This window comes from Gordonia sp. ABKF26 (assembly GCF_041103195.1).
GTDB lineage: Bacteria > Actinomycetota > Actinomycetes > Mycobacteriales > Mycobacteriaceae > Gordonia > Gordonia terrae.
In genome coordinates this window covers 3,247,024-3,262,286 of record NZ_JBGCVZ010000003.1, presented here as the reverse complement: position 1 = coordinate 3,262,286, position 15,263 = coordinate 3,247,024, and the positions used below count along the sequence as shown (strand labels likewise).

Here is a 15,263-nt window from a genome sequence, read left to right as displayed (position 1 = left end):
CCCGAACCCCGGCGACCGCCCACGTGCGGTCGCCGCATTGATGGAGAGACGATGAGCCGAACCGCGACCCGTTCCGAGACAAAGGTCGACGCCGTGCGGGCCGACGGCGTCCACCCCGCCGACACACACGACCTCATCCGCGTCCACGGCGCACGGGAGAACAACCTCAAGGACGTCAACGTCGATCTGCCCAAGCGTCGGCTGACCGTGTTCACCGGTGTGTCGGGTTCCGGGAAGAGCTCGCTGGTCTTCAGCACCATCGCCGCGGAGTCCCAACGCCTCATCAACGAGACGTACAGCGCGTTCGTCCAGGGCTTCATGCCGTCGATGGCGCGGCCGGACGTCGACATCCTGGAAGGTCTGACGACCGCGATCATCGTCGACCAGGAACGCATGGGAGCCAACGTCCGGTCGACGGTGGGTACGGCCACCGACGCCAACGCGATGCTGCGTATCCTGTTCAGTCGCTTGGGAACTCCGCACATCGGTTCACCGCAGGCCTTCTCGTTCAACGTCGCCTCGATCAGCGGGGCGGGTGCGGTGACGATCGAGAAGGGCGGCCAGAAGGTCAAGGAGCGGCGGAGCTTCTCCATCACCGGCGGCATGTGCCCGCGGTGCGAGGGGCGCGGGGACGTCTCGGACTTCGACCTCACCGCGCTCTACGACTCGTCGAAGTCGATCAACGAGGGCGCGCTGACCATTCCCGGCTACTCGATGGACGGCTGGTACGGCCGGATCTACCGCGGTTGCGGCTTCTTCGACCCGGACAAGCCGATCGCGAAGTACACCAAGAAGCAACTCAACGACCTGCTCTACAAGGAGCCCACCAAGATCAAGGTCGAGGGCATCAACGTCACCTTCGAGGGTCTGATCCCGAAGATCCAGAAGTCGATGCTGAGCAAGGACCGGGAGGCGATGCAGCCGCACATCCGCGCCTTCGTCGACCGCGCGATCACCTTCGCAAAATGCCCGGACTGTGAGGGCACCCGCCTCACGGCCGAGACCCGGTCGTCGAAGATCAAGGGCATCAGCATCGCCGACGCCTGCGCGATGCAGATCAGTGATCTCGCCCAGTGGGTCGCCGAACTCGACGACCCATCGGTGGCGCCGCTGATCGCCGCGCTGCGCGATCATCTCGACGCGTTCGTCGACATCGGTCTGGGCTACCTGTCGCTGGAACGTCCGGCCGGCACACTCTCCGGTGGCGAGGCCCAGCGCACCAAGCTGATCCGACATCTCGGTTCGTCGCTGACCGACGTGACCTATGTCTTCGACGAGCCGTCGATCGGTCTGCACCCGCACGACATCACCCGGATGAACGATCTGCTCCGTGCGTTGCGGGACAAGGGCAACACCGTGCTCGTCGTCGAGCACAAGCCGGAGGTGATCGCGATCGCCGACCGCGTGGTCGACATCGGCCCGGGCGCGGGCACCGACGGCGGCGAGATCGTCTTCGAGGGCACCGTCGACGAACTGCGTGTCGCCGACACACTCACCGGACGCCACCTCGAGGATCGCGCCGCCGTCAAGGACGAGGTCCGCACGCCCAGTGGACATCTCGAGGTCCGCGGGGCCGACGCGAACAACCTGCGCGACGTCGACGTCGACATCCCCCTCGGCATGCTCGTCGTGCTGACGGGCGTTGCCGGTTCGGGCAAGAGCTCGCTGATCAACTCGACGGTGGCGAAGGAGGACGGGGTCGTCTCCATCGACCAGAGCGCGATCAAGGGGTCGAGGCGCTCCAACCCGGCGACCTACACCGGGCTGCTCGAACCGATCCGCAAGGCGTTCGCCAAGGCCAACGGCGTCAAACCGGCGCTCTTCAGCGCCAACTCCGAGGGTGCCTGCCCCAACTGCAACGGTGCCGGTGTCGTCTACTCAGACCTCGCGATGATGGCCGGAGTCGCCGCGCCCTGCGAGGTGTGCGAGGGCAAGCGATTCCAGGCCGAGGTGCTCGACTACACCTTCGGCGGCCGCAACATCAGCGAAGTGCTCGAGATGTCGGTGGCCCAGGCCGAGGCCTTCTTCGCCGACGGCGACGCCAAACTCCCGGCAGCGCACAAGATCCTGCATCGGATGGTCGACGTCGGCCTCGGTTACATCAAGGTCGGCCAGCCGCTGACCACGCTGTCGGGTGGCGAACGCCAGCGACTGAAGCTGGCGAGCCACATGGGGGAGAAGGGCGACGTCTACATCCTCGACGAGCCGACCACCGGCCTCCACCTCGCCGACGTCGAACAACTCCTCGGGCTGCTCGACCGTCTCGTCGACTCCGGGAAGTCGGTGATCGTCATCGAGCATCATCAGGCCGTCATGGCGCACGCCGACTGGATCATCGACCTGGGCCCGGGCGCCGGCCACGACGGCGGTCAGATCGTCTTCGAGGGCACACCGGCCGACATCGTCGCCGACCGATCCACACTCACCGGCGAACACCTCGCCGAGTACGTTGCCTGACAAGGGAATCCCAGGGAACTGCTATCTATCCGAAAGAAGCGACCCCCTCTGATCCCTGAGGAGCGGCCGGAGCTTGCGGAGGGCGCGTCACCCCTCTGATCCCTGAGGAGCGTCCGGAGCTTGCGGAGGGCGCGTCACCCCTCTGATCCCTGAGGAGCGTCCGGAGCTTGCGGAGGGCGCGTCACGAAGGGTCTGGCGACCGAGGTTGCGAAACCCTTCGTGACGCTCGCAAGCTCGCTCCTCAGGGACCAGAGTTGGACGCGCAAGCCGGCCCCGCTGCTTCATGAGGTGAGAGGAGCGCAAGCCGGCCTACTGCTCCATGCGGTGCGAGGAGCGCAAGCCGGCCCACTGCCCCCTGCGGTGCGAGGAGCGCAAGCCGGCCCCACTGCTCCATGAGGTGCGAGGAGCGCCAGCCGGCCCACCGCCCCCTGAGGTGCGAGGAGCGCAAGCCGGTCCACTGCCCCCTGAGGTGCGAGGAGCGATAGCGACGAGCCACGAAGGGCGGCAACAGTTTTCCGCCTACACACCCGCGGGCTCAGTCAGATCCCACTATGGAGTTGTCAAGGTACAGATGCGGTCCCGGGAAGCCCGGGTGCAGAAGTGCTACGCGTGAGACTGTGCTCAGGTCACGCGGCGTCGTCGAGTCGCATGGTGCGGCGGTTGTGGGCGGGTAGGGGTCGGCGTTGTGGGTCGATGGTCGCGGGCGGGACGAGCCAGGGATGTCGGTCGAAGCCCATCACGACGTCCCAGCCGTGGTGGTGGACTTGGGTGTGGCATCGTTGGCAGAGCAGGCATCCGTTGTCGAGGTCGGTGGGGCCGCCGTCGGCCCAGTGGCGCACATGGTGCACCTGCGTATATGACGGTGGTGCACCACATTTGATACAACAGCCATCTCGTACGATCACTGCCTTGCGTAGATGTGGTGGGAACAGTCGGTGGGTGTGTCCCATCTGCAGGGGTACACCTCCGTCGTCGAGGACGATCTCGGTCAGGCTCCCGTCGCACGAGATCTGTCGGGTAGTTGCCTGGCTGACGGATCCGGTCCATGGCAGTGTTGCCGGATCGACGCCGGTGGCGGGGATGGTCAGCATGAGTTGGGTCCGTGGACTGCCGACGCTGTCGATACTGGCACCCAGTGTGGCCTGGTCGAGGATCAACTCGAATGCGTCCGCGCGGCGTTGCTCGGCGGTGCGTCGGTCGTTGGCTCCGTCGGGTTCGGGCCTTGGGCAGGACCGTTCGTCGATCATCGACAGAAACTTCTCGCCGACGGTCTGGGTGAGGTCGGCGCGGATGTCGACGCGGCCGTCGTCGGTGGTGTGCGCATTGACGGTGTTCAGAGACGGATCATCCGCGGCGGGGATTCCGCTGTCGACGGCGTCGGCGAGAGTGTTGCCAACCGCGCGGGCGTGTTCGAATACTTGCGCCGGCGTCGCACCGGACAGGGCCTGGGCGAGGAGGTCGGTCTCGTGCGTCGCCTTGACCTCATCGGAAGACGCCTCACCACAACATTTCTCGATGTAGCTGATCCCTCGAAGGATGGCGTCGACGAGTTCCGATGACAGTCGTCCGTCGGCGGCGTGGCGAGCCACAGCGGGCAGCGAAGCCAATCCGTCGACGCTTCGCATGATGCGTAGGGCTGCTGCGGGCGCGTGGCCTGACTCGATCAGCATCTTCTTGGTGGTGTCGCCGGCCTTCTGTGCGACGCCGAGTTCGTCGAGTTGTGCTGTGTGGGTGACGATCTGAGTATCGACGGTATTGCGGATCAACCGCAGTGTGTTCAACGCGTCGAATGTTGCTGCACCCGTGGGGTCATCGACGGGCGGGCTGGTCTCGATGAGCTGATCGAGGAGTGTGGCGAGCTCTGGCATGACCCCACTGTACGGGAACAATCGTTCGTTCTCGAGGACTATCCACAGGCTCAAATCGACGAATTTGGCGACTGTGCAGGGTATTTCGTCGACTGTGCGTCTCCCTGCGTTGACTGTGCGTTGATCGTCAACAGTGGTGAACTCCAGTCACACCAGTATTAGGATTCGCGACCAAGAACCGCGCCTCTGCCGACAATCGGCGAATCTGTAGCGGCGGCCACCGCCTGAGAATTCATGAGGGGGGATCGGATGAAGGCAACTCGCGAGAATCTGCCTCACCGGGACCTGCCGATCGACAACCCACATGTGTCACCCCCGGCGTGCCAACAGATCTCGGCCAGAGCGCCGGGTCGCCCTCACCCGGTAACCCCTCGCGCGATCGGACGACGTGGGCGGTACGGTGCGGAACCAGACCGAAACCTACCGCGATTCGCATATTCGCAAGACGTTGTGGAACGGGTCGATGAGCTCCATGGTGGGTCCACCCGGGGCGGATCGATCGATCCCCGGTCGTATCGACGTCAGGTGGTCGCGCGAGCGTAGCTCGCCGTGCAGCGCATCGAGCCCTGTCGCGTCGATCCACACAACGCTGCCTGGAGTCCCATCGCCATGGTGTTCGGAGAGGTCCAGTTCGATCTCGCCTCGGCCGACCCTCAGATACAGAGGTAGATCGTCGGCGAATCGATGCTCGAACAGCACTTCACAACCCAGGTACTCACAATAGAAGCGCCGTGCCGCCGCGACGTCGAAGATCCGTAGGACCGGGACCGCGAACAGAGGGCGGGCCGCGGTCAGTGCTGCGCTGTACGAGGTCCAGTCGGGGTACCCGGCGGTGTGGGACAGGATCTCCAGTGCTTGCGGATCAGTCGGCTCGGGAAAGCCATTCAGTGCAAGCGAGTTGCGCAACGCTTGTGCGGCTCGTCTGGCGTCCGCGACATTCGACGGCGTCATCATTCGGTCTCCTTCGGGGGCTGCCGGCCACGGCCGGCGCTCGCATCTCTGTCGACACTGTGCCTCAACCCAGACGCTTCGAAGCGCAACCGCACACCCGATTCGTTCACACCTTGGCGAGGGATCGGCCGACCATGGAGTCTCTCTGCATGAGTCTGGCAGGGTTTTCTGCTGGCAGGGCCGCACAATGGCGTCGGCACAGCCGCTCACCGACCGTTGGGCATCCGCTCGGTTGTCACACCACCGTGGCACGATGTCGGTTGATGAACGACGGGCGAGGTGAGAGGGGATCGTCGCGATCCGTCTCAGGGGTAACCCCTGGGTGCACTTCACAGTTGGTTCCTGCGTCCGACGCCGGCGCGCACGCTCCACGTGCCACCCGGCGCCGCTGCACCACAGCTCTGGTCACCACACCCGTCGTTCATCACCGGCCGTCGACCCGCACACAGGCGACGACGCCGTGACCGACCCGTTCCTCCACGCACACGAGGCCGCCGAAGTCGCTGCGGCGTTCTCGCGGACGTACTCGGCATGGACGTGGCCGGAGGTCGTCGACGCGCTGCGTACCGTTCTGCCTGCCGAAGCCATCACCGACGTGGCCGACCGCCTCTTCGACCTCTCGCCGCACGAACCGAGACACCCCGCATCCGTGCTCGTCGACGCATTGCTTCCGTGGACCCACCCGACGCCCGAACCCCGCCGGCCCATCCTGCTTCACGAACCGGAGTCGACGGGAACGGTGCCCAACGACCTGCCCGATCTCTACGACGTGGAGAACTTCGCGCACTGGCTCGACTTCACCGTCCCGGAACTCGAGTGGTTCGCCGACCGTGGACAGTGGCTGCGAACGGCACGTCCTCCGTTGCGGCACTACCGAATCTGGCGGCGCGACAAACGCGACGGTGTGCGCGTCATCGAAGCCCCGAAGCCGCGGATGCGCGAAACCCAACGGCGCCTGCTCAGACGTCTGGTCGAACGCATCCCGGCACATTCGGCGGCACGCGGGTTCGTGCCCGGGTCGTCGCCGGCCGCGTTCGCCTGGCCGCACACCGACCGTCCGGCGGTGGTGCGCGTCGACCTCCGGCACTGCTTCGAGACCATCACAGTTGAACGCGTTCGTGCGGTGTTCCGCGACGCCGGGTACCCATCGCATATCGCGCGCCTGCTGGCCGAATTGTGCACCACGGCAACCCCCGTCGACGAGCTCCGGGGAATCGACCGCACGCACGCAGCTGTCCTTCGCGAACGTCATCTCCCGCAGGGCGCACCGACGTCGCCCCATCTCGCCAACCTGGTGATGCGGTCGCTGGATCGGCGGCTCGACGGCTATGCCCGCCGCAACGGTCTCCGGTACACCCGATACGGCGACGACCTCGCGATCTCGGGCGACGCGATCGACGCCGACCGGGCGCTGTGGACGATGCTTCGCATCGTCGAAGCCGAGCGCTTCACCGTCCACCCGGACAAGGTCCGCATCATGCACCGCCATCAGCGCCAACGCCTCGCCGGACTCGTCGTCAACGACCGACCCCAGGTCGCCAGATCCGACTACGACAACTTGAGAGCGCTGCTCCACAACGCCCGCCGCCACGGTGCGTCGTCGCAGAATCACGACGACCACCCGGACTTCCGCGCACACGTCTACGGACTCATCGCATGGATCGGGGCGTCGGGGGAGACACGTCGACGTCGGCTTCTGGACCTGGCCGACGCGGTCGACTGGGACACCTGAGAGCGTCGACCCGAACCATCCGTAACCTCACTCCCTACGCGCTTCGATGTGAGATCCCGTTTACCTCGGTCTGCAGCGTCGTGAGTCCATTCGCAATACCCGCGCACCAAGGTTCGTACATGGACAAGCAACTGCTCCGCGACAGCCTCGCTCTTGTCGACCTGCCCGACGCAGGACTCGCGGTTCGCTGCTACGAGATCTTGTTCGACCGCTATCCCACAATCCGGGCGATGTTCGGCCGCGACACACGCGTGCAGGCGCCCAAGCTACACACCGCACTGCTGTCGGTCGTGGACCATGTCGACGACGCCGAGTGGCTGACGACGACGCTCCACGCGCTGGGTCGGCAACACGCCCGGTTCGGCGTCACCAGGCCGATGTACTGTGCGTTCGCGGAATGCACGATCGCCGCAATGCGCGAGATCGGCGGCGATGCCTGGACTCCGGTCATGACGTCGGCGTGGGATCGTGCGCTCGCCGCGGTCGCGACGATCATGCTCGACGGCTACCCGGACCAGCCCGCAATTCCGGCACGCGCGCCTCGACGTAGCGCCGGGGCTGCCTGAGGAGTCCCCGGACTCCGCTCCGCTGCACCGGGCGCGCCCCGCGATACGATCCCGCTCGGAAGTGAGGGCTCGTGACTGCTGCTGGAACCATCCGACATGCGCTGGATCGCTACCTGGGAACGCCGTGGGCCCGATGGGCGACACTCGCCGCCTTCGTCCTCAGTTCGGCGGTCGCGATCGTCGTCCTGCCGAATCAACCGCCCACCCCGTATCGCATCGACTTCGACGTCTACCGCATGGGTGGCCGGGTCCTGCTCGACGGCGGCCACCTGTACGGCATGCTGCCTCAGCTCGCCGAGGGTTCTTATCTGCCGTTCACCTACCCACCGCTCGCCGCCGCACTGTTCTCTGTGTTCACCGTCGTACCGCTCGGCCTGGGCCAGGCCCTGTTCACCGCGATCTCCATCGGCTGCCTGCTCGTGGTGTGCCGGATCGTCGTGTCCGGCCTCCTCGACCGGCCGGTGAAAGACCTCTGGTGGCTCGCAACGGCGGCCACGACAGTCGCCCTCTGGCTCGAACCCGTCCGCGACACCCTGAACTTCGGTCAGATCAACATCGTGCTGATAACGCTCGTCGTCGTCGACGCCCTACTGGGCCGGGGCAAATGGTGGAACGGTCTGCTCGTCGGCCTCGCCATCTCGATCAAGCTCACCCCCGCGGTCTTCCTGCTGTATTTCTTCGTCCGCCGGGATTGGCGCGCACTTGCCGTCGCCGCGGTGTCAGCGATTGGCTACGCCGCTCTCGGCCACCTGCTGACACCGAGCGACTCGACCACCTACTGGACCTCGACCCTCTTCGACACCGACCGCATCGGGAGCCCGCACTTCGCGAACAATCAGTCGATCAAGGGTGAACTCGGGCGCCTGGGCATCGAGTCCGACGCGGCGTGGTTCCTGGTCTCGCTCGTCGTCGGGTTGTTCATCGCGTGGGTGGCATGGCGCCTGCTGTCGCCGGCACCGGCGGACCCGCAGACGACGACACCGCACGACGTTGCCGCCCTCATCGCGGTCGCCTTCGCCGCTCTGTACTGCTCGCCGGTCGCCTGGGACCACAGCTGGGTCTGGGTGGTCCCGCTGCTGCTCGTGCTGACCTACCTCGCGACGCGCCCCGCCGCGTCGTCGATCTGGTGGTGGCTCCTCGGCCTGGGAGTGGTCATCTTCGCCGTCGCACCACACCAGCGCATCCCGCAGCGGTACGACGCCGAGCTGTCCTGGGCCTGGTGGCAGCACCTCGTCGGGTCGTCGTATCTGCTGTGGGGCCTCGCCGTGCTGATCGCTCTGGGCGTCTCGGCGCCGCGCGTGCTCGCTTCGCGGAGAGCGGCCGACACGCTCGCCCAACCTGCTTGAGCACCCCGTCCGCATCAGCCCCTTGAAACAAGCGCTAAAATCCGTTCCAATGGTGCATAGTGATGTAACGCACATCGGATCAACGGGGAGTGGCAGGTTCATGACGAGTCGGAAGAAGCAGATCCAGAGCGTGCTGGCGAAGGCGAGCAGCATGTACCCGAGCTCGGAACGCCCGCTGGCCGAGCCGCCCGCCGGGTCCGACCTCAAGCCGGTCATGGGTGACCCGGGGATCCCGTGGCTCGGCAACACGCTCGAAGCGCTCGTCGACCCCCTCAAGTCGGCGATGGAGCGGTTCGATCGCTACGGGCAGGTCTCGTGGTCGGGTGCGCTGGGCATGAACATGGTCACGCTCGTCGGCCCGGAAGCGATCGAGGCGGTCTGGATGAACCGCAAGAAGGCGTTCTCCAGCGAACTCGGCTGGGAGCCGATGATCGGCCCGTTCTTCCGCCGGGGTGTCATGCTGATGGACTTCGACGAGCACATGCAGCATCGGCGCATCATGCAGCAGGCCTTCAGCAAGCCCCGGCTCACCGGCTACCTCGACATCATGACCCCGCACATCGAGAAGACCCTTGCCAACTGGGAGGCGGGCAACGGCTTCAAGATGTACTCCCGCACCAAGGACCTCACGCTGTCGCTGGCGACCGAGGTCTTCATGGGCGCCCACGTCAGCGAGTCCGAGGCCCACCGCCTCGAGCACGCCTTCGAGGCGGCCGTGCGTGGCGGTCAGGCGATCGTGCGTAAGGATGTCGGCAACTGGACCTGGGCCAAGGGACTCCGAGGCCGCGAGGTGCTGCAGGAGTACTTCCGCTCCGAGATCCCGTTGCGTCGCGGCAACGACGCCGACGACCTGTTCAGCGTGCTCTGCAACGCCGAGAGCGACGAGGGCGAGACGTTCTCCGACGAGGACATCGTCAATCACATGATCTTCGTGATGATGGCCGCGCACGACACCAGCACCATCGCGCTGTCGATGATGACCTACTTCCTCGGCCGCCATCCCGAATGGCAGCAGCGCCTGCGCGAGGAGTCCCTGGCCCTCGACAAGCCGACGATCGACTACGACGACGTCGACAAGCTCCCCAGCATGGAGCTCGCCTTCAAGGAGACGCTGCGGCTCAACGCCCCGGTCGGCATGCTCTTCCGGATGGCGATCGAGGACACCGAGGTCTGCGGGCACTACATCCCGAAGGGCACACTGCTCAGCATCCACCCGTGGGCGACGATGCTCCGTAAGGAGTGGTGGCCCAACCCCACCCACTTCGACCCCGAACGGTTCTCCGCCGAGCGCCGCGAGGACAAGGTCCACCGCTTCGCGTGGGCACCCTTCGGTGGCGGCGCACACAAGTGCATCGGCCTGTATTTCGGTGGGATGGAAGTGAAGTCGATCCTGCACCAGATGCTGCTGCGCTTCGAGTGGGACGTCCCCGCCGACTACCGCCCGGAACTGACCTACGGCACCGGCCCGACCCCCGCCGACGGTCTGCCGATCAACCTGCGGCACCGCAAGATCTGACCTGGTGACCAGAAGCGCCACTTCCGACAAACGGAAGTGGCGCTACTGTTTTCAACTCTGTGACCCTCTGCTGATTGAGCCGGCACCGAGCGGAGCGAGGAGCCGAGTCGAAATCACCCGGCGACCCGAAGTCACCAAGTGATTCCGCGTGCCACCAACCCCTACGACGCCGCGAGAATGCTGATCTCGAAGACGAGCGTGTCGCCGACCTCGATGCCCGCCTGGGGATTTCCGGAAGCGTAGCCGTCCGCCGACGTCATGGCGACGCCCACCTTCGACCCGACCTTCTGTCCGGCGATGGCCTTGCTGAAGCCCGGGATCACGCCGTCGAGCGGGAAGGTCGCGGGGGAGCCGTTGGCGTAGGCGCTGTCGAAGGTCTCGCCGGTGCGGCCGTTGACGCCGACGTAGCAGACCGACACCGATGCGGTCTCCGGCACCACCGCGCCGTCACCCTCGACGAGCACCTTGACCTGGGTGGCATCGACGCTGAACGGGTTCTCGACGGTGATGTCCGGGGCCTGGGTCGCGGTGGACGCGACCATCTGCAGACCGCCGGTGGTGCCCTTCTCGGTCCACTGCGGTGTGGCGTCGGCGTTCGCGGGTGCGCTCGGGCAGCTCTCCGCTCCCGCTGCCGGGGTTTCGGCGCCGCCGGTCGCCGCGGTCGCAGTGGGTTCGGTTGTGCCCGAACCGGAATCGGAGTCGGAGCTGCAACCGGCGACGGCCAGGACGAGAGCGGTGCCGAGGACGAGTGTCGCGTTCTTGATGTTCACCCAGGGAACGCTACCCGAGGCGGGACCGCTCACCGAGCGTCGCGACCACCCAGCACACGTGCGGCCCGTTCGAGATCGGCCCGCACGGCTCGCGCGGCCGGCCATCGCGTCGCGGCCAGTACCAACCCACCGACCGCGGGCACCGTCAGCACCGCCTCGGCATGCACGTCGGTGCCGGCCTCGCGTTCGGCGAACGTCAATGTCAGCACCGCGTCGACCGACCGCCACCGTCCGATCTCCTGCCATATCCGGCGAGGCTCACAGGCGGTCACCTCCATCCGCGGGGACACCCCGGGGACCACGGTGACGTCGGTCCAGCTGGTGCCGACGTCACCCGCCCGGTCACCGATGGGCCGCAGGTCGTCGACCCGACGCAGGCTCGATTGCCACTCCGGACGATTCGCGGGGTCCGCGAGGTAGTCGAAGGTGACGTCGAGCGGCGCATCGAACGGCACCACGGTGTCGATGACGGTGACGCGGGCGGGGGAGAGCATCAGTGGATGAGCTCGGCGAGCTGCTCGACCTCGGCGACGCTGCCCGGCGACACGAGCATCATCGTCACCCCGCAGGCTTCCCAGACCTTGATCTGTTCACGCACGTGCTCGAGGTCGCCGACGATCGCCGAGTCGTCGACGACGGCATCGGGGATGATCTGTGCTGCTTCGTCTTTGCGGTTGTTGCGGAAGAGTGCGGTCACCTCGTCGACGACGTCGGAGTAGCCCATCCGCCGGTAGACCTCGGCGTGGAAGTTGGTGTCCTCGCTGCCCATTCCGCCCATGTACAGCGCCAGGAACGGTTTGATCGCCGCGTAGGTGCCCTCGCGATCGTCGGTGACGACGATCTGGGCGGTCGCGCACACCTCGAAGTCCTCGCGGCTGCGTCGTGCACCCGGGCGCGCGAATCCCTCGTCGAGCCATTCGTTGTACGTGTCGGCCATCCGCGGCGTGTAGAAGAGCGGCAGCCACCCGTCGGCGATCTCGGCGGCCAGGGCGACGTTCTTCGGTCCCTCGGCACCGAGCATGACCGGGATGTCGCTGCGCAGCGGATGCGTGATCGGCTTGAGTGTCTTGCCCAATCCGGACGCACCGTCACCGTCGAACGGCAGCGGGTAGTGGGGTCCGGCGCTGCTGACCGGGGCCTCGCGGGCCCACACCTGGCGCATGATGTCGATGTACTCGCGGGTCCGGGCGAGGGGTTTGGCGAACTTCTGCCCGTACCAGCCTTCGACGACCTGCGGCCCCGAGACGCCGAGCCCGACGATGTGGCGACCGCCGGACAGGTGATCGAGGGTCAGCGCGGCCATCGCGCAGGCGGTCGGTGTACGGGCCGAGAGTTGCAGCACCGACGTCCCGAGCCGGACACGTTCGGTCGACGACCCGAGCCAGGCGAGCGGGGTGTAGGCGTCGGATCCCCAGGCCTCGGCGGTGAAGATGCTGTCGAAGCCGGAGGCCTCGGCCGCGGCGACGATCTCGGCGTGATGGGTGGGCGGTTGCGCACCCCAGTAGCCCAGTTGCAGACCGAGTTTCACTGGTAGACTCCTTCTGACTCGGCGGCGGCTTCCGCGGCGATCTGGTCGAACTGTGCGCCCATCGCCGCGGCGACGGCCTGTGCGCCCGACAGCGGGCGGACCATGACCATGAGGTCGTCGATCTTGCCGTCGTCGTCGACGTGGATGAAGTCGCAGCCGGTGATCTTCTTGCCGCCGACCACCGCTTCGAAGACGAGCGCCGAGTCGTGTCCGCCGGCGTCGTTGATCTCGCGGATGTAGCGGAAGTCCTCGAAGACCCGCAGCACGCCACGCAGGATGGCCGATGTGATCGCCTTGCCCGGGTACGGCTTGAACGCGACCGGACTGGTGAAGACCACATCGTCGGCGAGCAGCGCCCTCATCGCCTGCTCGTCACGCGCCTCGACGGCCTCTCGGAACTGCTTCATGCGTCGACCTCCCTGTCGGTGATTCTGCTTCGACGCTAATGGATGCCGGGCCGGTTGATGAAGGCAGGCGAGGGGCCAGGAGTACGAGCAACGCCGTCGCGAGCAGGGTCATGCCCACCCACCCGATCGCCGTGATCGGTTCCGCGAGCACCCCGACGGCCAGCGCGGTCGCCACGGCGGGCTCGATCAGGGTGATCGTGGTGGCGGTGCTGCTGTCGATCCGGCCGAGTCCGCGGCTGAACAGGACGTAGCCGAGGAACTGCGGCACCAGGACGAGGTAGGCGAGAACGCCCAGGGTGTCGGGGTGCTCGATCACCGCGGGTATGCCGACCGCGACGATCGGCAGCAGGAACACCCCGCCCAGACCCATGACGGTTCCGGCCGCCGCGCCGCGCGGCACCGACCGGCTCATCAGTCGACGCATCGCCCACGACAACCCGGCATAGGTGACGCCCGCGAGTACGCCGAGCCCCACACCCAGCGCAGCGGAGTGGCTGCCGGACAGTGCATCTCCGTGCGAAGACTCGCTCCGCGACACCGCCAGGGCCACACTGCCGACGATGCCGAGCAGACATGCGACCGACCAGCGCGTCGTCAGCCTGCGGCCGTCGGCGACCCGCTCGATCACCGCCGAGAACAGCGGCGCCGACGCCAACGACACGACGGTCCCGAGCGCGACGCCGCCGACGCGCATCGACCCGAAGAAACAGAGCGGGTAGATCATCACGCAGATGCCGCCGAGCAGCGCGACCGGCCACTGTGCGGTCACCTGGGACGGTGTCATTCGGCCCGCTCGCTCCGCTCCCGGCGCCGTCCATGCGGTTCGAATCCCGCGGGCGTTGACCGCCGCCTGCAACAGCCCGCCACCGCACATGGCGATCGCACCGATGGTCACCGCGCTGAGTTCGGGCGCCATCGCCGCCGCGGTGCCCGATGTGCCCCACAGGATCGCGGTGAGCGCCACCGCGAGCATCCCGGCGCGTTCGGTCCGGCGGGGGTCTGTCATCCGTATACGCCGACCGGTGACACCGGATATGGATGTCGCGCGTAGAACTCGAGGTGCCGACGGGCCGCGTCGTCCCACGTCAACGAGGCGGCCAGGGCACGGCCGGTCGTGATGCGTTCGGAGTCGGCCGTGAGCGACGCGTCGAGGGCCTCGGCGAGTTCCGCGACGGTCGAGGCGTAGGCGACGGTGTCACCGAACACCTCGCGCAGGATGGGGAGGTCTCGCGCGACGACCGGCCGCCCCGCGGCGAGTGCCTCCATCGCCGCCAGACCGAAGCCCTCTTTCACCGACGGGAACGCGAACACGCGGCAGGCCGCGACCAGTGACGGCAGGTCGTCATCGGGCACGTTCCCGAGCACGACCGGTTCGACGTCGAGTTCGGCGCGCAAACGGTCGAAGTCGGCACGGTAGTCGCGGTAGTCGAACAGTGTTTCGCCACCGGCGAAGACGAGCTTCAGTCCTGGGTGCCTCTCGCGCAGTACCGCATACGCCTCCAGGAGGTCGATGCTGCCCTTGCGGGGCTCGATTCCGCCGACGGCGAGCACGTAGTCGCCCAGCTGGTCCGTCCATCGTCGTCGCGCTTCGACGGACGTGGGGGAGTCCGACTCCGCATCGGCGAAGCGTTCGTACGCAACGCCATTCGGGATCACCGTCGGCGTCAGACCCCAGCCGTGTTCGACTTCGTCGGCGACGGCACGCGACACACAGATCCGCGCATACGGGTTGACCACCGCCTTCTCGTGGCAGTCGACGAGGATCGGCGTCGTGAACTGATCGAGATGGTGAATCGTGCGGATGCACGTCCCGACGGCGTTGGCACTGATGCAGTCCTGTGCATGCACGATGTCGAAGTCGGCCGGGTCGAAGGCGGCGCGCAGGGTGTCGATGGACCGCACGATACGTTCGGTGATCGTCTCGTTCTCCCGGTCGGGGAACGGTACGAGCTGCACCCGCACAGCCGGATCCACAGCGCGGAAGAAACCCTCGTCGCCACCGCGGGCGAGCGACCACACCGTGACGTCGGCGCCGAGCCGAGCCATCGCCTCGGCGAGGTTCAGCGTGTGCACCACGCCGCCACGGGGTTTCGTCGAATAGGTCAAGAGACCGATGCGGAGA

At 66.8% G+C, this 15,263-nt stretch carries 13 protein-coding genes; 5 read left to right on the top strand and 8 right to left on the bottom strand.

Going from position 1 to position 15,263, the window contains the following annotated elements; all coding sequences use genetic code 11:
• Positions 1-51 precede the first annotated feature (51 nt).
• Positions 52-2,457, top strand: coding sequence for an ATP-binding cassette domain-containing protein (locus AB4Z55_RS15080; protein WP_369520014.1), 2,406 nt, complete (start codon positions 52-54; stop codon positions 2,455-2,457).
• Between the two features lie 626 nt (positions 2,458-3,083).
• On the opposite strand, the gene AB4Z55_RS15075 is transcribed toward AB4Z55_RS15080, so the two are convergent.
• Both AB4Z55_RS15075 and AB4Z55_RS15070 read right to left on the bottom strand, forming a co-directional pair.
• Positions 3,084-4,346, bottom strand: coding sequence for a DUF222 domain-containing protein (locus AB4Z55_RS15075; protein ID WP_369521022.1), 1,263 nt, complete (start codon positions 4,344-4,346; stop codon positions 3,084-3,086).
• Positions 4,347-4,745: 399 nt separating this feature from the next.
• Positions 4,746-5,279, bottom strand: a complete 534-nt coding sequence (locus tag AB4Z55_RS15070) for a glyoxalase superfamily protein (protein ID WP_369520013.1) — start codon at positions 5,277-5,279, stop codon at positions 4,746-4,748.
• 457 nt (positions 5,280-5,736) lie between these two features.
• Between AB4Z55_RS15070 and AB4Z55_RS15065 the strand changes: the two genes are divergently transcribed.
• From AB4Z55_RS15065 to AB4Z55_RS15050, 4 genes are all read left to right on the top strand, one after another.
• Complete coding sequence (locus tag AB4Z55_RS15065) at positions 5,737-7,008, top strand: reverse transcriptase family protein (RefSeq protein ID WP_369520012.1); 1,272 nt, start codon at positions 5,737-5,739, stop codon at positions 7,006-7,008.
• Positions 7,009-7,127: 119 nt separating this feature from the next.
• The gene (locus AB4Z55_RS15060; RefSeq protein WP_369520011.1) at positions 7,128-7,574 is read left to right on the top strand and encodes a globin domain-containing protein; all 447 of its coding nucleotides are present in this window, start codon (positions 7,128-7,130) and stop codon (positions 7,572-7,574) included.
• A gap of 71 nt (positions 7,575-7,645) precedes the next feature.
• Positions 7,646-8,920 carry a glycosyltransferase 87 family protein gene (locus AB4Z55_RS15055; protein ID WP_369520010.1) on the top strand — a complete coding sequence of 425 codons (1,275 nt, stop codon included), beginning with the start codon at positions 7,646-7,648 and terminating at the stop codon, positions 8,918-8,920.
• A 100-nt stretch (positions 8,921-9,020) separates the two neighbouring features.
• Positions 9,021-10,436 (top strand): cytochrome P450, encoded by a 1,416-nt coding sequence (locus AB4Z55_RS15050; protein WP_369520009.1) that lies wholly within the window; start codon positions 9,021-9,023, stop codon positions 10,434-10,436.
• Between the two features lie 161 nt (positions 10,437-10,597).
• On the opposite strand, the gene AB4Z55_RS15045 is transcribed toward AB4Z55_RS15050, so the two are convergent.
• From AB4Z55_RS15045 to AB4Z55_RS15020, 6 genes are read right to left on the bottom strand one after another with little or no spacing between them, the layout of a single operon-like run.
• Positions 10,598-11,206: an FKBP-type peptidyl-prolyl cis-trans isomerase gene (locus AB4Z55_RS15045; RefSeq protein WP_369520008.1), complete on the bottom strand. Its 609-nt coding sequence runs from the start codon at positions 11,204-11,206 to the stop codon at positions 10,598-10,600.
• A 29-nt stretch (positions 11,207-11,235) separates the two neighbouring features.
• The gene (locus AB4Z55_RS15040; RefSeq protein ID WP_369520007.1) at positions 11,236-11,700 is read right to left on the bottom strand and encodes an SRPBCC family protein; all 465 of its coding nucleotides are present in this window, start codon (positions 11,698-11,700) and stop codon (positions 11,236-11,238) included.
• Positions 11,700-12,734, bottom strand: a complete 1,035-nt coding sequence (locus AB4Z55_RS15035; RefSeq protein WP_369520006.1) for an LLM class F420-dependent oxidoreductase — start codon at positions 12,732-12,734, stop codon at positions 11,700-11,702. Before AB4Z55_RS15035 ends, AB4Z55_RS15040 begins: the two co-directional genes overlap by 1 nt.
• Positions 12,731-13,141, bottom strand: coding sequence for a nuclear transport factor 2 family protein (locus AB4Z55_RS15030; protein ID WP_369520005.1), 411 nt, complete (start codon positions 13,139-13,141; stop codon positions 12,731-12,733). Before AB4Z55_RS15030 ends, AB4Z55_RS15035 begins: the two co-directional genes overlap by 4 nt.
• Positions 13,107-14,147 (bottom strand): DMT family transporter, encoded by a 1,041-nt coding sequence (locus AB4Z55_RS15025; RefSeq protein ID WP_369520004.1) that lies wholly within the window; start codon positions 14,145-14,147, stop codon positions 13,107-13,109. Before AB4Z55_RS15025 ends, AB4Z55_RS15030 begins: the two co-directional genes overlap by 35 nt.
• Entirely contained in the window at positions 14,144-15,256 is a 1,113-nt protein-coding gene (locus AB4Z55_RS15020; protein WP_369521021.1) for an MSMEG_0565 family glycosyltransferase, read from the bottom strand. The genes AB4Z55_RS15025 and AB4Z55_RS15020 overlap by 4 nt, the downstream gene beginning before the upstream one ends.
• Between the last annotated feature and the right edge of the window lie 7 nt (positions 15,257-15,263).